This is a genomic window from Polaribacter litoreus, from assembly GCF_054584775.1.
The window spans coordinates 180,193-199,271 of record NZ_JBTLRD010000004.1 but is presented as its reverse complement, the minus strand read 5'-3'; the positions used below and the strand labels follow the sequence as shown (position 1 = coordinate 199,271).

Annotated in this window: 12 protein-coding genes and 1 riboswitch; of the genes, 5 read left to right on the top strand and 7 right to left on the bottom strand. The window is 30.9% G+C overall.

Features of this window, described 5'->3' with window-relative positions; all coding sequences use genetic code 11:
• Positions 1–133 precede the first annotated feature (133 nt).
• Complete coding sequence (locus ACW9UN_RS04605) at positions 134–1,303, top strand: OmpA family protein (protein WP_459484308.1); 1,170 nt, start codon at positions 134–136, stop codon at positions 1,301–1,303.
• A gap of 128 nt (positions 1,304–1,431) precedes the next feature.
• Here ACW9UN_RS04605 and ACW9UN_RS04600 read toward each other — a convergent pair whose 3' ends face one another.
• The 3 genes from ACW9UN_RS04600 to ACW9UN_RS04590 all read right to left on the bottom strand — a co-directional run bounded on the left by ACW9UN_RS04600 (position 1,432) and on the right by ACW9UN_RS04590 (position 7,559).
• A complete protein-coding gene (locus ACW9UN_RS04600; protein WP_459484306.1) occupies positions 1,432–2,610 on the bottom strand; it encodes a trans-sulfuration enzyme family protein in 1,179 nt (392 codons plus the stop codon).
• 51 nt (positions 2,611–2,661) lie between these two features.
• On the bottom strand, positions 2,662–6,063 hold the full coding sequence (gene thrA / locus ACW9UN_RS04595; protein WP_459484304.1) for a bifunctional aspartate kinase/homoserine dehydrogenase I: 3,402 nt from the start codon (positions 6,061–6,063) through the stop codon (positions 2,662–2,664).
• 221 nt (positions 6,064–6,284) lie between these two features.
• A complete protein-coding gene (locus tag ACW9UN_RS04590) occupies positions 6,285–7,559 on the bottom strand; it encodes an O-acetylhomoserine aminocarboxypropyltransferase/cysteine synthase family protein (RefSeq protein WP_459484303.1) in 1,275 nt (424 codons plus the stop codon).
• Between the two features lie 123 nt (positions 7,560–7,682).
• Positions 7,683–7,802: riboswitch (SAM riboswitch) on the bottom strand.
• A gap of 311 nt (positions 7,803–8,113) precedes the next feature.
• Between ACW9UN_RS04590 and metK the strand changes: the two genes are divergently transcribed.
• The 3 genes from metK to ACW9UN_RS04575 all read left to right on the top strand — a co-directional run bounded on the left by metK (position 8,114) and on the right by ACW9UN_RS04575 (position 13,951).
• Positions 8,114–9,370 (top strand): methionine adenosyltransferase, encoded by a 1,257-nt coding sequence (gene metK / locus ACW9UN_RS04585; protein WP_459484301.1) that lies wholly within the window; start codon positions 8,114–8,116, stop codon positions 9,368–9,370.
• Between the two features lie 207 nt (positions 9,371–9,577).
• Positions 9,578–11,329, top strand: a complete 1,752-nt coding sequence (locus ACW9UN_RS04580; RefSeq protein ID WP_459484299.1) for an LruC domain-containing protein — start codon at positions 9,578–9,580, stop codon at positions 11,327–11,329.
• 138 nt (positions 11,330–11,467) lie between these two features.
• Positions 11,468–13,951: a zinc-dependent metalloprotease gene (locus tag ACW9UN_RS04575; RefSeq protein WP_459484298.1), complete on the top strand. Its 2,484-nt coding sequence runs from the start codon at positions 11,468–11,470 to the stop codon at positions 13,949–13,951.
• Between the two features lie 73 nt (positions 13,952–14,024).
• Here the strand turns inward: ACW9UN_RS04575 and ACW9UN_RS04570 are convergent, their stop codons facing one another.
• Together ACW9UN_RS04570 and ACW9UN_RS04565 are read right to left on the bottom strand one after the other, a co-directional pair.
• On the bottom strand, positions 14,025–15,002 hold the full coding sequence (locus tag ACW9UN_RS04570) for an endonuclease/exonuclease/phosphatase family protein (protein WP_459484297.1): 978 nt from the start codon (positions 15,000–15,002) through the stop codon (positions 14,025–14,027).
• Complete coding sequence (locus ACW9UN_RS04565) at positions 15,002–16,645, bottom strand: mechanosensitive ion channel family protein (protein WP_459484294.1); 1,644 nt, start codon at positions 16,643–16,645, stop codon at positions 15,002–15,004. The genes ACW9UN_RS04570 and ACW9UN_RS04565 overlap by 1 nt, the downstream gene beginning before the upstream one ends.
• Before the next feature lie 104 nt (positions 16,646–16,749).
• Here ACW9UN_RS04565 and ACW9UN_RS04560 point away from each other — a divergent pair, with 104 nt between their 5' ends.
• Positions 16,750–17,208 (top strand): DUF4890 domain-containing protein, encoded by a 459-nt coding sequence (locus tag ACW9UN_RS04560; RefSeq protein WP_459484293.1) that lies wholly within the window; start codon positions 16,750–16,752, stop codon positions 17,206–17,208.
• A gap of 68 nt (positions 17,209–17,276) precedes the next feature.
• Here the strand turns inward: ACW9UN_RS04560 and ACW9UN_RS04555 are convergent, their stop codons facing one another.
• Both ACW9UN_RS04555 and ACW9UN_RS04550 read right to left on the bottom strand, forming a co-directional pair.
• Entirely contained in the window at positions 17,277–18,125 is an 849-nt protein-coding gene (locus ACW9UN_RS04555) for a glucosaminidase domain-containing protein (protein ID WP_459484292.1), read from the bottom strand.
• 2 nt (positions 18,126–18,127) lie between these two features.
• Entirely contained in the window at positions 18,128–19,060 is a 933-nt protein-coding gene (locus tag ACW9UN_RS04550; RefSeq protein WP_459484291.1) for a 1-aminocyclopropane-1-carboxylate deaminase/D-cysteine desulfhydrase, read from the bottom strand.
• Positions 19,061–19,079 lie beyond the last annotated feature (19 nt).

Sequence of the window (19,079 nt, the reverse complement as noted above, 5' to 3'; positions counted from 1 at the left end):
CTTTAACCGCTTTTAAGATCAGTTTATCGAGGTTATTAAACAGTTTATAAATAAATTTCCCCAAAATTAATTTAAGAGTTTTAAATTTGACTTTTTGTCTAAATATATAAATCAATTGAAAATAAAATTAATTATGAAGAAAATTTACTTTGGGGTACTATTTACGTTGGTATCTTTGTTTACAAGCGCGCAAGAATTTAGCCCTTGGTCTGTTGATCTAGGAGCAGGAATTCACAGACTAGGTTCTACTATTTCCGCAGGAAGAAGTGCATCAATCCTAGGACAAGGTAACTTTGGGGTTCGTTATATGTTTAACGAACGTTTTGGAGTACGTTTAGATTTGGGGTACAATAGTTTCTCAGAATCTGCAGGAACCCCTTTTAAATCAAATTACTATAGAGCCTCTATAGAGAGTGTTATTAATATTGGTAACATTTTACATTTTAATTCTTGGACTGACCGCTTTAATGTATTAGGTCATGCAGGTATAGGAGCAGCTTCTCTTAACGTAACTGAGCCTTCAGATAATGGTGGTGATTTTATGATACCTATAAGTTTTGGTTTAACGCCTCAATATAAGCTTTCTGAAAGAATAGGTTTATTTCTAGATTTTTCTTCTTTTATTCATTTTGGCCAAGATGATAATGTAGATGGTGGTGCAAACACCGCTGTTAGAGAGTCTAATATTAGTTTTTTTAACACATCTATAGGAGTAAACATAGCCCTAGGAAAAAATAAAAAATTAGCAGATTTTTCTAAAGAAGTTACAGAAGAAATGGTTTTTGATAGTGAATTAGATGCACTAAAAGAACGCTTAGCTAAAGCAGAAAAAGAAATTACGATCTTAAAAGCTAAAGATGTTTCACCTAATAAAGAGCTAATAATCACAGAACTTGATGCAAGATATATTAAAAAAGAGGATACTGATAAATATGCAAATCAAATTACAGGCTCTAATGTAAGTTTCATTAGAAATCTTCTAAACAGTGGCTATATCAATGTATATTTTGACACAAATAAAGCAGATATTCAAGAAGGATCTTTAAATTCTGTTAATTATTTGAAACAATTTATGATTGATAATCCTACCATAAATGCAGAATTAATTGGCTATGCAGATGAAACTGGTAAAGAAACAACCAATATCGCTTTATCGCAAAGTAGAGCTAAAAAAGTATTTGATGTTTTGGTAGCTGCTGGCATCAAGCCTTCTAGACTTTCATATTTTGGAGGAGGTGAAGATAGAAGTGTTGGAAAAGAAGCTAGACAGTTAGCTAGAAAAGTTACTTTTAAACTGAAATAAATTCAATTAGACAATAAGGAAAAAGAAGGTCGTTTGATAAGGTATTACAACTTGTCAAACGGCCTCTTTTTTATATAAGTATGTTTTTTCTTTGTTTTTAAAGATTCAAAATATCTTTAGTAAAATATCTATTCGTTATAAGAACTTTGAAGTGCCTGAGAGATATCAAAAATAATATCATCAATATTTTCTAAGCCTACAGAAACACGCACTAAACCATTTGTAATTCCGACTTCTAGTCGATCTTCTTCTGACAAACGTCCATGAGTTGTAGAAGATGGATGTGTAACAATAGTTCTAGTATCTCCTAAATTTGCGGATAAAGAACACATCTTAATTTTATTTAAGAATTTTCTTCCTGCTTCAATTCCGCCTTTAATTTCGAATGCAACAATATTGCCCCCTAATTTCATTTGTTTTTTGGCAGTTTTGTACTGAGGATGAGATTCTAAAAAAGGATATTTTACCAATTCTACATTTGTATTTTCTTCTAAAAATAAGGCTACTTTTAAAGCATTTTCGGAGTGTTTTTCTACACGTAAAGACAACGTTTCTAAACTTTTTGATAACACCCAAGCGTTAAAAGGAGACATTGCTGGCCCAGTATTTCTAGCAAATAAATAGATTTCACGAATCAAATCTTCTTTACCTACTGTAACTCCGCCTAAAACTCTTCCTTGACCATCCATTAATTTGGTAGCTGAATGGATTACCAAATCTGCACCAAATTTTATGGGTTGTTGTATATAAGGTGTTGCAAAGCAATTATCAACAATAAAAATTAGATTGTGTTTTTTGGCGATGTTACCTATCAACTCTAGATCTAAAATATCTACAGCAGGATTAGTTGGAGTTTCTATATATAAAATCTTTGTGTTTTGCTTGATTAAACTTTCAACCAAATCTACTTCATCAACCTTAAAATAAGAGGTTTCTATATTCCATTTTGGCAAATATTTGGTAAACATACTGTGTGTAGAACCAAAAACAGATCTACAAGAAACAATATGATCGCCTGCATTTAACAGCGCTGCAAATGATGAAAAAATAGCAGACATACCAGTTGCAAATGCATAACCACTTTCTGCACCTTCCATAGCCACAACTTTGTTTACAAATTCTGTTGTATTCGGATTTGTAAATCTACTGTATAAATTACGTTGTTTTTCTTCTGCGAAGGATGAACGCATGTCTTCTGCATCATCAAAAACAAAACTAGAGGTTACATATAAAGGTGTAGAATGTTCAGAAAATTGACTTCTTTCTGTTTGATTTCTAATTGCTTCTGTTTCGAAATGTTTGCTCATTATTTTTTATTTTTATGAGATTCTGAAACAAGTTCAGAATGACACTTTGTGTCAATTATTATGTTTTGCTAATCTTAAAATATCTCCAAAAACACCTCTTGCAGTTACACTTGCTCCTGCTCCTGCTCCTTGAATTACAATTGGTTGTTCTCCATAAGATTCTGTATAAATTTCAAAAATTACATCAGAACCTTTTAAAGAACCTAAAGGTGTATTTTTGTCTATGGAAACTAACTTTACTTCTAAAGTACCTTTATTTTGTGATAAATCTCCACTTAATTCGCCAATATAACGTAAAACGTGATTTGGTTTTTGATTTTCTTTTATAGTTTGATATTCATCATTCAATAAATCTAATTTCCCTAAGAAATCTTCTGCAGCACCTTCTCTTAAATTTTCTGGAATTAAATTTTTAATTTTTACTTCATCAAACTCATTTTCTAGCTCTAATTCTCTTGCTAAAATTAATAATTTTCTAGCAACGTCATTTCCTCCTAAATCTTCTCTGGGGTCTGGTTCTGTAAATCCTTTATCTATTGCTTCTTGCAACGTTTCTGAAAAAGAAACATCTTCAGCAGAAAAAGTATTAAACAAATAACTTAAACTTCCAGAAAAAACACCTCTGATTTTAGTGATATTCTCACCAGATTCATGTAATAAACGAATGGTATCTATTAAAGGTAAACCTGCACCCACATTGGTTTCGTATAAATATTGCTTTCTATATTCTTTTAATTTGGCTCTTACTTCTTTATAAAAATCAAAAGATAAGGTATTGGCAATTTTATTACAAGAAACCAAATCGAAACCAGATTCTATTAACGGAATGTAATTGCTTACAAAATTTACACTTGCTGTATTATCAACCGCAATTAAATTTTCGAAATGATTGGCTTTTGCAAAAGCAATAATATCGCTAACTTTTACATTTTCCTCACCATTTTCTAAAAGATTTTCTTTCCAGTTTTTAGAAACTCCATTTTTATTTAACAACACTTTTTTAGAGTTTGCAACTGCAAAAACATTCAATTGTAATTTGCGTCTTTCTAAAACAGATTGCGTATTTTCTATAATTTGATCGATTAATGTTCCACCAACCAAACCTTTACCAAAAATGGCAATGTTTATCTTTTTGGTTACACCAAAAACCTGACCATGAATTACATTTACAGCTTTATACAATTGCTCTTTTTTAACCACCAAACTCACATTTTTACCTGTAACTGTGTTGTTAAATAAAAGCGGTACAATTTGATTTTTTATTAAAGCATTGTATGGATGATGAAATTGACTTAAATCTTGCCCAATAATAGAAATTACAGAAACTTGATCAAAAACTGTTATTTGATTTACATCTTGAGCCTGAAAATCACTTTCAAACTCATCTTTTAATGCATTTACAGCTCGTACAGTATTTTCGGCATTTATCACCAAACCAACACCTCTTTCAGAAGAACCTTGTGCAATAATATTAACACTAATATCTTCTTTACTTAATGCATTAAAAATACGAGCATCTACACCCACTTTACCTAATAAACCTCTACCTTCAAAATTAATCATCGCCATATTTTCTATGGTAGAAATGGTTTTAATTCCTTGTGATGCAGAAGTAGATGAAATTAAAGTTCCTTTATCTTTAAGATTAAAAGTATTTAATATTCTAAGGTTTATGTTTTTTTCTATTAACGGAATAATTGTTTTAGCATGCAACAAATTTGTACCAAAAGTAGCTAGCTCATTAGCTTCGTTAAAAGATAATTGATCTATTTTTTTAGCATCTGCAACCAATTTTGGATCAGCAGTGTAAATACCACTTACATGTGTATAATTTTGAAGTTCATCTGCATCTAAATAATTTGCTAATAAAGCTGCAGTATAATTGCTTCCATTTCTACCCAAAGTAGTGGTTTCTCCTTTTTTGTTTGATGAAATAAACCCTGTTACAATGTTAATTGTAGATTTATTTTCTTTAAAATATTGAATTACATTTTCTTTTGAAACTGCTTGAATTGGCTGTGCATTTCCAAAGTTTTCATCAGTAATTATTAACGATCTTGCATCTACAGGATTTACAGAAATAGCTTCTTTTTCTAATAAACTAGCCAATAATTTTACTGATAATAATTCACCTTGCGCTAAAACTTCATCTTTAATTTTCTGGCTATAATCACCCAATAAAGAAACACCTTCAAAAATGGTTTCTAACTTAGAAAATTCTTCAGAAAAATCGACTGCCTTATTAGGTTCTTGTTGATATTCTTTAAATGCTAAAAATTTAGATTTATATTCCTTTTTTGCAGCTGCATTTTGTAAAATAGCTTCTAAATCGTTTGTTGAATTTCCTCTAGCAGAAGCAACAATCGTAATTTTATCTCCGCTTTTATATTTACTCACTATAATTTCTATAGCATTTTGCAAACCTTTTCCATTCCCTAAAGATTTACCTCCAAACTTTAAAACTTTCATCTTCTTTTCTCTGTAATCTTTATTAAAAATTGGTTCAATTATTTTTTCTAATTGATTGTATTCTATTAAAAAAGCATCATGACCATGAACAGAATTAATTTCGTTATAAGTAACATTTGCCTTTGTTAATGCTAATTTTTTATGGGTTTCTCTATTTTCTTCTGCTGTAAAAAACAAATCAGAATCTACACCAATAATGTGAATATTCGCTTCAATTTGATCTAATATGGAAATATCTTTTTTACCACCCACAGTTACATCAATCGTTTTTAACAACTGATTCATTAATTTATAAGACGATAATTGGTAACGTTCTTGCAGTTTTTTTCCATGATGCAACAACCAACTTTCTACATTAAAAATAGCAGAATCTTCGTTTTTAGATCGATGAAAACGCTCTTTAAAACTCTCTGGAGTTCTGTAACACAGCATTGCATGCATTCTTGCATCATGAACAGGATTGCTAGAATTTACCAAAAATTGTTCTTGAATTTGACAATTGGCAATTAACCAATCTGTAGATTTCCAATCTGTAGCAATGGGTAAAAAATGTTGCGTTAATTTGTTATTTAACACCATCATTTCCCAAGCAATTCCTCCTCCTAAAGAACCACCAATTAAAGCAAATAATTGCTTAATTTTTAATAGTGATAATCCTTTTAAAAAAAGTTTTGCAATATCTCTAGCAATAAAATCTTTGTAATTATCTATCAGAAATTCATCAAAACCATTACCAGGAATATTAAAAGACAAAACTGTATAAACAGTTGTATCAATGGCTTTTTCTTTACCTACAATGTCTTTCCACCAACCATTTTTACCACCAACTTCGCTATTACCTGTTAATGCATGATTGATTAAAACCACAGGAGCTGTACCTAATTCTTTACCAAAAACTTGATAACTTAAATTTAATTCAGGGATAAGTACACCAGCTTCTGTGGTAAAATCTTTTATTTTAATATGTTGCAATGGATGTTTCAAATCTTTTTTAATAAAATAATCAAATTAGTATGTCATTTCGCTCTTGTGGAGAAATCTAAATAGATTTTTCAACTTCACTTCATTTCACTCAAAATGAAATACTTAAGGATTTTAGGTTCTTATTATTTTAAATTACAAGGTTTTAAAAACCTTAATAGGTTTATATATAATTTGTTTATTAAAATACCTACAAGGTCTTTGAGACCTTGCAGGATTAAAAATTAAATTGTGGCAAACGCAGCTTTTAAATCTGCTTTTAAATCCTCTAAATCTTCAATACCAACAGACAAACGAATTAAATCTTGAGAAACTCCAGCACTTTCTTGCTGAGCTTCATCTAATTGTTGATGCGTTGTACTTGCAGGATGAATAATCAAGGATTTAGTATCACCAATATTTGCCAATAAAGAGAAAACTTTTGTGTTATCTGCAATTGTTTTTGCCGCTTCAAAACCTCCTTTATGCCCAAAAGTTACAATTCCACTTTGTCCTTTTGGCAAATATTTATCAGCCAACGCTTTGTATTTACTGCTTTCTAAACCAGGATAATTTACCCAAGCTACTTCTTCTTGTGCTTCTAGCCATTTTGCTAAAGCCAATGCATTTTCTGAATGTTGTTTAATTCTAACGGATAACGTTTCTAAACCTTGAATAATATTAAACGCATTTGTAGGACTTAATGCGCCACCAAAATCACGTAATCCTTCTAAAATTAATTTAAACGTATAAGAGGCAGCACCCAAAACTTCGTGATATTTTAACCCATGATAACCTGCAGATGGTTCAGTAAATTCTGGGAATTTTCCATTGGCCCAATTAAAAGTTCCTGCATCAATTATTGCACCACCTAATGATGTTCCTTGACCACCAATATATTTTGTTAAAGAGTGAATTACAATATTTGCTCCGTGTTTAATTGGATTTAATAACGCTGGTGTAGCCACTGTATTATCAACAATAAAAGGCACTTCTGCAGCTTTAGAATGCTCAGCAATTGCTTCTAAATCTAAAACATCTAACTTCGGATTACCTAAAGATTCTACAAAAAATGCTCTTGTATTTTCTTGAACAGCATCTTTAAAATTATCAGGATTAGAAGCATCAACAAACGTAGTTGTTATCCCTAATCTAGGTAAAGTTACGTTTAATAAATTGTAGGTACCTCCATACAAACTGCTTGATGCTACAATGTGATCTCCAGCTTTTAAAAGCGTTAACAATCCTGTTGATATTGCTGATGTTCCTGAAGCAAAAACAACTGCTCCAATTCCGCCTTCTACAGCTGCCAAACGTTCTTGTAATATTTGATTTGTTGGATTGTTTAATCTAGTGTAAATAAATCCTAATTCTGCTAACGAAAATAAATTTGCTGCATGATCTGAATCGTTAAAAACATAAGATGATGTTTGATAAATAGGAACCGCTCTTGCACCTCCATTTGCTTTTACATCATGTCCTGCGTGCAACGCATTTGTTGCTAATTTGTGTGTACTCATTTTTCTGTTTTTTTGAGTTAATAATTAATTAAAACAAAAGTCAAATGCATCAAAAAATTGATGTACTTAATAGAAAAATGTTATAAAGAAAATAGAGTTTTTCTGATACAGAAAAATTCTTTTTTGTTATCTATCCTTTTAAATTACATCATTTAAAAGAGTAGAATTTAGCACCTTCTTTAATAGATTAAAGGGTTGCTAAGGCTTCAACGGGTCTAATCCCTTCACCTTTCTTGATAACATTTCAATAAGTTATTGAACTTTGTGAGTACAAATATTGCAATAGAAAAATTTAATATCCAAGTAAAATTCAATTTATTTTAAATAATTTAACAAATTGATAGTATTTTACGAATTAACACTTAAAAAGAATATTTTTTTTATAAAAATGCAATTATTTCTAAGAATGATGTAAATTTGCATTTCAATTACAGAGGATAAATTTGAACTGATTGCAACCTCTTAAAAAAAATGCTAAAGCAGTAATTATCTACTTCTTTTAGCGACAAAGCAATCATTTATTATTATAATTTATTTAAAATATATAGAGAATTATGTCGTATTTATTTACATCAGAGAGTGTTTCAGAAGGGCATCCAGATAAAGTAGCAGATCAAATTTCTGATGCTTTAATCGATAACTTTTTAGCTTTTGATAAAAACAGCAAAGTTGCTTGCGAAACTCTAGTAACCACTGGTCAAGTAGTTTTGGCTGGCGAAGTAAAATCTGAAACGTATTTAGACGTTCAAAAAATTGCGAGAGATGTAATTAACAAAATTGGTTACACAAAAGGCGAATATATGTTTGATGGAAATTCTTGTGGAGTTTTGTCTGCAATTCACGAACAATCACCAGATATAAACCAAGGAGTTGATAGATCTAGCCCAGAAGAACAAGGTGCAGGAGACCAAGGAATGATGTTTGGTTATGCTACAGATGAAACTGAAAATTACATGCCTTTGGCCTTAGAATTATCGCACAGATTATTAAAAGAATTGGCTGAGTTACGTAGAGAAAACAAAGACATTACCTACTTAAGACCCGATGCTAAAAGTCAGGTTACCATTGAATATTCTGATGATAATGTTCCACAAAGAATTGATGCCATTGTAATTTCTACTCAACATGATGATTTTGATGCATCAGAAGAAGTAATGTTGTCCAAAATTAAAAAAGATATTGTAGAAATTTTGATTCCTAGAGTAATTGCAAAATTACCTGCTCATATTCAAAAATTATTTACAGATGATATTACGTATCACATAAACCCAACAGGAATTTTTGTAATTGGTGGACCTCATGGAGATACAGGTTTAACTGGTAGAAAAATTATTGTAGATACTTATGGTGGAAAAGGTGCTCATGGAGGTGGCGCTTTTTCTGGAAAAGATCCTTCTAAAGTAGATAGATCTGGAGCTTATGCAACCAGACATATTGCTAAAAACTTAGTGGCTGCTGGTTTGTGTAAAGAAGTTTTAGTTCAAGTTTCTTATGCAATCGGAGTTGCAAAACCTACAAGTATAAATGTAGAAACTTATGGCACAGCTACTGTAGATTTGTCTGATGGAGAAATCAGCAAAAAAGTAGAAGAAATTTTTGATATGCGTCCTTATTTTATAGAAAAACGTTTAAAATTAAGAACTCCTATCTACTCAGAAACTGCTGCCTATGGACATATGGGAAGAACTCCTGAAGTAAAAACAGTTACGTTCACAAATCCTATGGGAGAAACCGTTTCTGAAGAAGTAGAAACATTTACTTGGGAAAAGTTAGATTATGTAGCTAACATTAAAGAAGCTTTTAACTTGTAAAAATCAAGGATTGCAGTTCTAAAAGGGGAGTTTTCCATATATTTTTCAATTTTAAAACGGTCTTTGAAAAAGCATTCATCGACACAAATTTGTATTTGGCTGTGAAAAAAGCCTCAACAAGCCAATGTTTTAAAATTAATAAAACTTATATTTTTACCTTTGGTAGGTAAATAGGCTGTATGCGCTATTTTATTTAAAAATATAATCATGAAAAAATTCATTACCCTTTTCGCAAGCATTGTAACTGTTTTTTTTAGTGCATGTACACCTGATAGTATTGATGTTCAAGAACCAGAAACAGATGAAGTAGTAGAAACTGCAATCCAAGAATTAGAAAATTTAATAATTCCAAGTTCTTTTGATTTTGAGACAGAAAGAAATGTAACCATTTCAATAAATGATGCAACACCGCATGTTAAATATGAAGTTTTTGCCTATGCAGAAAGTTATACTTCTGAAGAAGAAAACATAAATGATGCTCTTAATAATTTAATATATAGTGGTAAGCCATATGATGGACAAATTAATCATGATATCCGTTTATCAACAACTTTCAACAAAATATATCTTTTAAGAAAAGATGGTCTTGAGTATAGTTATGAAATTATAGACGTATTAAATAATAGAATTGATTTTACTGTAGCAACCAGTAAAAGTGCAACTAAAAATGAAAAAAAATATAATGATTCATGTTCAGAATGTACTGATAATTTCTTTTTAAATGGTGATTTTGAAGAAGGCCCAAGCTTACCTAATAGTTATATCATCACAAATGAAACTAACGTAGACGGTTGGTCTACAACTGCCACAGATAATAAAATTGAATTATGGAAATCCGGTTTTAGTGGTGTAGCTTCTCAAAACGGAACCTATTTTGCTGAACTAAATGCAAATCAAAATTCTGCACTTTACCAACGCATATGTACAAGTCCTGGAGCAGAAATAACATGGTCTGTATGGCATAGAGGAAGAGCAGGTACAGATACTGCTGTAGTTAGAATTGGCGAAAACTTAAGTACTGCAACTACAGAAGCAACTATGACAACTGGCAAAACTGAATGGGTGCAATATTCTGGAACCTACGTAGTCCCTGATAATCAAGATGACACTTATTTTATATTTGAAGCAGTAAGTACTGCTAGCAGTATTAGTGTCGGAAATTTTATAGATAATGTAGTAATAAAAGAAACTAAACCTGGAGACTGTACTAGTGTTACCAATAAATTATATTATCCTAACGAACTTACGAATGCTACCATAGCTTTCGAAGATTTATGGCCTTATTCAGGAGATTATGATTTTAATGATTTGGTAATTAGTTATAATATTAAAACCATATTAAATTCAGAAAATAAAGTGATACAACTTGACTACAACTACATTGTTGAATCTATAGGTGGAAGCTATACAAATGGGTATGGTATAGAATTAGAAGGTGTTTTACCATCTGCAATTGCAAATGTTTCTGGAGCTAATTTAACAGAAGGAATTATTTCAAATAATGCTAACGGAACAGAAAAGCAACAACCCAATGCAGTAATTGTATTTTTTGACAACTCACATATTAACGTTGGATTAAACAATACAATATCTATTACATTTACAGAACCTATATCAACTACAGCCTTAGGTAATGCGCCTTTTAATCCTTTTTTAATTATAAATAAAGATCGAACAAAAGAAGTGCACTTGCCTAATAAACCAACAACATATTACCCAACAACTACTTCTATTGAAGAAGGACCAACAGTAAGAGATAGTGATGGTAATTTTAAAACAACACAAGGTTTTCCTTGGGCAATGAATATTAACGGAAGTTACAAAGCACCAAAAGAAAGTGTTGTTATAACTGATGCTTACAACTTCTTTGCAGATTGGGCAACTTCTGGTGGTAGTACAAAAGCAGATTGGTATCAAGAAAAAAGCGGGTACAGAAACAATGCAAACCTTAAAAATTAAAACCTACCAATAATAAATCTATAGCATAAAACAAGTAACTATTTGCCATAATAAAAAAACACATCTCTTTAACAAAAATTTAAGGTTTGACCTTTTAGAGATTCCGTAATTTCGAAAACAATTCAAATCACATTTATTATGACAAAAAAAATATTCTCGCAACTTTTTATTGTTGCTCTTATTTTTGGTTTTTCTTTAGATGCACAAGCACAAATTTTTAAAAAGAAAAAAAAAGAACAACCAAAAAAATCGGCTACAAAGCCTAAGCCAAAACCTAAAAAAGATGCTATTCAGCCTTATGGTAAAGTAGTTACCAAAGAACACAAAACAGATGATGGCTTGTTTAAAGTACACACAAAAGATAATAGCTATCTTTTTGAGATACCAGACTCTCTTTTAGAAAGAGAAATGTTAATGGTTACTAGAATTGCTAAAACTGCAACCAATATTGGTTATGGTGGAGAAAACACCAACAATCAAGTGTTACGATGGCAACGTAAAGGGAAGAATATTTTACTAAGAATAGTTTCTCATCGAATCTCTGCAGATACTATACTACCTATTCATCAAGCCGTAGTAAATTCTAATTTTGAACCTATTTTATACTCTTTTCCAATTAAAGCTTTTAATAAAGACACCACAGGCGTAGTTATTGATGCTACAAAACTGCTTTCTGAAGATGTAAAACCAATGGGACTTGATCAAAGATCGAGAACAGCTTATAGAGTTACACGTTTAGACAAAACACGTTCTTATATAGAAAGAGTAAGTAGTTACCCAACAAACATCGAATTAAGACATGTAAAAACCTATTTTGCAAGTAAAGCACCATCAAATAGTGCTGTTGGTTCTATAACTCTAGAAATGAGTAACTCTATGATTTTACTACCTAAAGAACCTATGAAAAGACGTTATTTTGACGAAAGAGTCGGCTGGTTTGCAAGAGGACAATTAGATTACGGTTTAGATGCTCAAAAGGCTAAAACTGTAAGATATTTAGATAGATGGAGATTAGAGGTAAAAGATGAAGATATTGAAAAATTTAAACGAGGTGAATTAGTAGAACCTAAAAAACAGATTGTTTATTATATAGATCCTGCTACACCAATGAAATGGAGAAAGTATCTAAAACAAGGTGTTAACGATTGGCAGATTGCTTTTGAAGCAGCAGGTTTTAAAAACGCTATTGTAGCAAAAGATGCGCCAACTAAAGAAGAAGATCCAGATTGGTCTCCAGAAGATGCGCGTTATTCAGTAATTCGTTATTTTGCTTCAGACATTCAAAATGCATACGGGCCTCATGTAAGCGATCCTAGATCTGGAGAAATTTTAGAATCAGATATAGGTTGGTATCATAATGTAATGAGTTTATTACGCAACTGGTTCTTTATTCAAACTGCAGCAATAAATCCTGATGCTCAAAAAACTGAGTTTAAAGAAGAAGTTATGGGGCGTTTAATTCGTTTTGTATCGTCTCACGAAGTGGGTCATACACTGGGTTTACCACACAACATGGGAAGTTCTGTTGCCTATCCTGTAGATTCTTTACGTTCTGCAAGTTTTACACAAAAATATGGTACAGCACCATCTATTATGGATTATGCTCGTTTTAATTATGTAGCTCAACCAGAAGATAAAGGTGTTGCACTAATGCCGAATATTGGCCCTTATGATAAATATGCAATCAACTGGGGATATAGACCTATCTTAGAAAAAACTGCTAAAGAAGAGAAGCCTATTTTAAATCAATGGATTTTAGATAAAGCAGGAGACCCAATGTATCGTTTTGGACGTCAACAAAGAGGTGTAATAGATCCAAGTTCACAAACCGAAGATTTAGGTGATGATGCTGTAAAAGCAAGTATGTATGGTATCAAAAATTTAAAAAGAATTTTACCTAATCTAGAAAAATGGACAACCAAAGATGGAGAAACTTATGACGAAATGCAAACCATGTTTGGGCAAGTTGTCGGTCAATTTAACAGATATATGGGGCACGTTTCTTCCAATGTGGGTGGTATTTACGAATACTACAAAACTGCTGACCAAGAAGGAGCTGTTTATACACATGTAGATAAATCTAAGCAAAGAGAGTCTTTACAATTTGTAATAAACGAATTATTTAAAACTCCAACTTGGATGTTGAATAAAGATATGTTTGCTAAATTTCAGTCAAGTGGTATTGTAGAAAGCATTAGAGCTTTACAAGTTAGAACTTTAAACAATGTTTTGAGTACTTCACGTATGTCTAGAATGATAGAAAATGAAACACTTAATGGAAGCAAAGCTTATTCATTAGTTACCATGTTTTATGATCTACGCAGAGGTGTATGGTCTGAATTGTATAATGGAAAAAGTATTGATACCTATAGAAGAAACCTACAAAAAGCACATATAGAGCGTTTAAGTTATTTACTAAACGAAGCTGAAGATCAAAGAGGTCGTTTTGGAAGACCATCTGTAACTGTTAGTCAATCGGATATCAAATCTTTTGCAAGAGGAGAATTAAATAGATTGAAAAGAGATGTTAGATCCGCAGCTTCTAGAGCTTCAAACACAACTTCTCGTTATCACTTACAAGATGTTTTAGCTAGAATTGACATGGCTTTAGACCCAAAATAAATTTAACATAAAACTATAAAACTTACAAAAAGTCACATCAAAAAAACGATGTGACTTTTTTTAGTTTTAAATTTTACTTTAATTTAAAATCCATTAAAACAGGTAAATGATCTGATGCTTGCTCAAATTCATTCAAAACTTTACCCGAAATATATTCAATTGAATTTTTTGTATAAAATATATAATCAATACGCTCAAAAGGAGATTTTGAATCAAATGTATTGGCAATATTATCAGCATTAAAAGCGGCATTACCAACGCCTTTCATAGACAATAATTTTTGAATTACAGCCTCTTTATCTCTAGCTTTTGAGTTAAAATCGCCTAATAAAATGGTTGGAAAATCGTTTTTATATCGATTAAAAATTGTTAAAACTTCTTTAAATTGATGTGCTCTGGTTGCCTTATCAAACGCTTCTAAATGTACATTTATTAGCACAACTTCTTCATCTTGAAAATTAACTTTAACCACTTGTGCCAAACGTTCTAAATAAAAAACATCTCTATAAAAAGAAGCGTCAGCAACTCTTTGTAAAACCACTCTTTGATGCTCTTTTAAAGGGTATTTACTGAGTACAGATTGCCCTGAAACCACTTTACCAAAATGCATACTAAAAGGCCAATAAGGAAAAGGTATGTATTGCTCATCCCAATTGATAGCTCTTGCTGTAAAACCATAACCTAAGCTAGCTATTTCTTTTTCTTGATTGATGTGGTAACTTCTTGACGCATCGTAATCAATCTCTTGAAAAGCAATAATATCAGGTTGTAGTTTTTGTAGTTCTAATTTTACTTTTTGTAAATTAATATCAAATAACGATGTTGATTTTTCAATCGGTAAGTTATTCGTCATTCCACTTAAATACCCAATATTATAAGTGACAATGCTAAAAATTGAATCGTTTTTAGGCATTTCTAACGGATTCTCTTTTATCAATTTAGCATATTCGCTCTTATCTAAAGTAGAAGACGATGCCCAAAAAAAGAATCCTACAAAAGCGATTATGCAAACCACTAAAAAACGTAAAACATATTTTAAGAAACGTTTCATTAACTTTCTGGTGTATTTTCTGGTGGAGCATCATTTCTAAAAGCGGTAAGCACTTTATCTATCGATTTATTGATTTGTTCTTTATTTGTGTTATACTTTGGTAATAAATTTTCATTGCCTGCAAATTGCTCAATAGTAACTGTTGTAGACGGAAATGCAAATTCTACACCTAATTCTGCGGCTAATTTTATAATAGCCATGTGTAATCTATGCTTAGAAGATTGTTCTGTACCCCAAGCCAAACTTTTAAAATACACATTCATCATAATTAATAACGCAGAATCTCCAAAACCTGTAAATTCTACGTTATAAGAATCTGACTTTGTTTCTGGATGTTCTTTAATAATTATTCGAACTCCGTTTACGAAAGCTTCAATTAATTCTGGTGGTGTATCGTAACGTAAACCCAAGTTTGTGTTATAACGTCTATACAAACGTAAACCACTATTGTTAATTACCATTTCTGATAATTTACTATTCGGAATTTGAAAAACTGTAGTATCTGCAGCTCTCACTCTAGTAGACCTAAAACCAACTTCTTCTACTGTACCTGTTACTTCACCTGCACTAATCCAATCTCCTATATGAAACGGTTTATCTAAAAAAATAGCAACAGTGCCAATAAAGTTTTTTACGGTATCTTGAGATGCTAATGCAAATGCCAAACCTCCAATAGTTGCACCAGCTAACATGGTTGTAGTATCTACACCAAACAATTGCAACACTTTAAAGAAACCAAAAATAACTACAACACCTGTTAACAAATTGTTTAAAATAGGCACCAATTGGTCATCTAATTTACTATGAGTTTTTTCTGTTATTTCTTTATAAATTTGCATAATTACCTTTACCAATTTTAAGAAAACATAAATCCAAAAAACCGTTTCTGCAATATTTATGGCCAAAAAGACCCATTTATTTATTGCCAATGTAAACTGAAGCGAAGGAAAAATAATATCTATAAATTTTAAAGAAATTAAAAGACTCATGGGGTGTGCTAATTTTTTTAACACTGTTTTAACCTCAATATTTGTGTTATTACTTTTGGTAATATAATGTTGAATTCGCTGTAATATGGCAAATGCAATTTTTTTGAAAATTATGAAAATTAAAAGAGAAAGAACTAACAAAATAATAACAGCCACAAATTGCCAGAGTTCTATACCAAAAACTTTTTTATGACCCGAAACTGGAATAATATTCTGTAATTTATCAACATACCAAGGAAAAACTTCTTTATATAGTTCATCTATACTTGCTATGGTTTCTGCAGAATAATACCAGTTGTTTTCAATCTTTTCTACATAAATTTTTGGCATCCTTTGAGGAAATAAAACATATTTATGATAAGAAGTATACCCAATAGAATCTTTATGATTTGTGTTTGTTGGTATTCTATTAAAATCGATATACAAACCTTTACCATCTAAAACTTTTTTAATTTTAATGGCTTTTTCTATAGCCTCCTCAGCCACCAAACCGTGAATAGTTTTTGCTGCTTTTTCAGGCTGGTAAGTGTCTTCTTGTAGAAAATAAATATGCGTGTATACTGTTGATTTTGGGTTACTTAAATCTACAGTAACTGGCTCTTGAGCCTTTGTTAAAAATGATAAAAAATAAAATAGAATAATCACTTTTTTCATAATCTGTAAATTGTTAAACCGTTGTTAAATTAATACACAAATTTAAACCTTTTATTTTTTTTGATGTCAAAGAAGCATATTAATTAAATAATAACAAAGACATCATGAAAAAAGTAGTAAGTATTTTAGTTCTAGTATTCGTTTTTACTTTAACAACTCAAGCACAGCAAAAAAAGGGGCATAAAAGACCACAATTAACAGTTGAACAACATACAGAATTGGCTGTTAAAAAAATGACATTAGCTTTAGATTTATCTACAAAGCAACAAAATGAAATTGCACCTTTATTAAAAACTCAAGCAGAAAAGAGAAAGGCAGCTATGGAAAAGCGTAAAGAAATGAGAAAAAATGAAACTAAGCCTACTGCTGATGAAATATACGCAATGCAAAGCAAACGTTTAGATAATCAAATTGCTTTTAAAAATAGTATGAAAGAAATTTTAAACAAAGAGCAATTTGAAAAGTTTGAAAAAATGAATAAAGGTAGAAAAATGAGAGGAAAAATGAAGAAAAACAAAAAAGGCATGAAAGAACGCAGAATGGCAAGAGAAAAAAGAGATTAAAAGAAACTGATTTGGTTGATTGGTTTATTATACCCAGCCCAATTTTCTTTAGAGGAAATTGGGCTTAATTATTTTACCAATAATTGCTGACCTATAGAAATGGTATTGTCTGTTAAGCTGTTTATTTTCTTTAAAAAATCTACGGTAATTCCAAATTTTCTGCTAATAGAATACAAAGTATCTCCTTTTCTAACTTGATACATATTCTCTTTTGTTTTTTTTATTACAACCGGTTTTTTAAAAGTTTTACCTTCGTTTAGTTTTTTAACTTCTTTGGTGTATTTGCCTTTTTTAACATCATCAAATTCATATAATTTATAATCTTTTATAATCTTTAACAACTTGGCAGGATATTTTTTATCTGTGGCATAACCCGCTTTTCGTAAGCCATAAGCCCATTTTTTATAGTTTTTTATATTGTAATCAAACAAGAAAGCATAACGTCTTCTTTGGGTTAAAAATAAAGAATGATCGTTGTAAGAAGTTTCTGGATAAACGTATTTTCTAAAACATTCTCCTTTTTCATCATCATCATGATATACACGTTCGCCTGTCCAACCTGTGTGGCATTTTATACCAAAATGATTGTTCGATTTTAAAGCCAATTCGCTTCTGCCTCTTGAAGATTCTAAAATTCCTTGTGCTAATGTAATGCTTGCAGGTATTTTATATTCGTGCATTTCTTTTACTGCAATTGGCGCATATTTTCTAATATAAGCAAGGGTATATTTGTCTAAAGACGGATTCTTCTTTTTTAATTCTCTGGTTAATTCTTTTTCGTTTACAGAAGGCAACTCAATTGGTTTAGGCTCTACAATTACAACTCCAGGATTTTTTTTATTAACCACCTTTTTTTTAGAACCACAGCTGGCAAAAAACAAAATTGAGCTTAAAAAAAGTAAAATCCTAAATTTCATATCTATTGTATTATTTGTTGTCCTTTTCTTTTTAATTTTTGATTAAAACCTGCAATGCCTTGAATTCCTCCAGTATGAATTGCTAAAATTTTTGTTCCTGGTTTAAAGTAATTTTTTTGAACCAAATCTAAGATACCAAAAACCATTTTACCTGTATAAATAGGATCTAATAAAATATTCGTTTTCTGTTTAAAATTGTTGATGCATTGAATTAACTCATCATTATATTTAGCATAACCACCAAAATGATAATTGGTTTGTAAATGCCAATTCTTTTTACTGACAAACGAATTGATGTCATTTGCTAAAAAATTTCCTTTTAACGCAGGAAAACCAATTACCTGTTGATGCTGTTTAGAAGCATTAATTAAACCAGAAATTGTACCACCTGTGCCAACTGCAGAACAAATATAATCGAATTTAGAATCATCTGCTGTTAAAATTTCTTCGCAACCTTTTATGGCAAATTCATTTGTACCTCCTTCAGGAATTAAATAAAAATCTCCAAATTTTTCTTTAAGTTGATTTATAAAATCGTCATCAGATTTATGTCTATAATGAGCTCTAGAAACAAACTCAAAGGTCATTCCGTTTTTGTGCGCCTCTTTTAAAGTTGAATTTGAAGCTAAGGTTTTTTCTAAATTTTCGCCTAATTCATCACCCCTAATAACACCAATGGTTTTAAAACTAGACAAATGACCAGCAACAGCTGTTGCCACAATATGATTAGAAAACGCCCCACCAAAAGTAAGCAAAGTCTCTTTTTGTTGCTGTTTTGCTTGTTGTAGATTGTACTTTAATTTTCTGAATTTATTACCAGAAACAAAAGGATGAATTAGATCTTCTCTTTTAATACAGAGTTCAATCTTTTTTTCTTCCAAAATTGGAAGGTTTATGTTTTGGTTTTCGGAAATATAACGTTTATCAAAATCCATTTTTTAATTTCCAAAGATG

Excerpts from the sequence above, each read along its gene's own strand:
- ACW9UN_RS04580 (WP_459484299.1), top strand. The coding sequence starts at position 9,578 with ATGAAAAAATTCATTACCCTTTTCGCAAGCATTGTAACTGTTTTTTTT.
- metK (WP_459484301.1), top strand. The coding sequence starts at position 8,114 with ATGTCGTATTTATTTACATCAGAGAGTGTTTCAGAAGGGCATCCAGAT.
- ACW9UN_RS04550 (WP_459484291.1), bottom strand. The coding sequence starts at position 19,060 with ATGGATTTTGATAAACGTTATATTTCCGAAAACCAAAACATAAACCTT.
- ACW9UN_RS04570 (WP_459484297.1), bottom strand. The coding sequence starts at position 15,002 with ATGAAACGTTTCTTAAAATATGTTTTACGTTTTTTAGTGGTTTGCATA.
- ACW9UN_RS04555 (WP_459484292.1), bottom strand. The coding sequence starts at position 18,125 with ATGAAATTTAGGATTTTACTTTTTTTAAGCTCAATTTTGTTTTTTGCC.
- ACW9UN_RS04605 (WP_459484308.1), top strand. The coding sequence starts at position 134 with ATGAAGAAAATTTACTTTGGGGTACTATTTACGTTGGTATCTTTGTTT.
- ACW9UN_RS04575 (WP_459484298.1), top strand. The coding sequence starts at position 11,468 with ATGACAAAAAAAATATTCTCGCAACTTTTTATTGTTGCTCTTATTTTT.
- ACW9UN_RS04600 (WP_459484306.1), bottom strand. The coding sequence starts at position 2,610 with ATGAGCAAACATTTCGAAACAGAAGCAATTAGAAATCAAACAGAAAGA.
- ACW9UN_RS04565 (WP_459484294.1), bottom strand. The coding sequence starts at position 16,645 with ATGAAAAAAGTGATTATTCTATTTTATTTTTTATCATTTTTAACAAAG.
- ACW9UN_RS04560 (WP_459484293.1), top strand. The coding sequence starts at position 16,750 with ATGAAAAAAGTAGTAAGTATTTTAGTTCTAGTATTCGTTTTTACTTTA.
- ACW9UN_RS04590 (WP_459484303.1), bottom strand. The coding sequence starts at position 7,559 with ATGAGTACACACAAATTAGCAACAAATGCGTTGCACGCAGGACATGAT.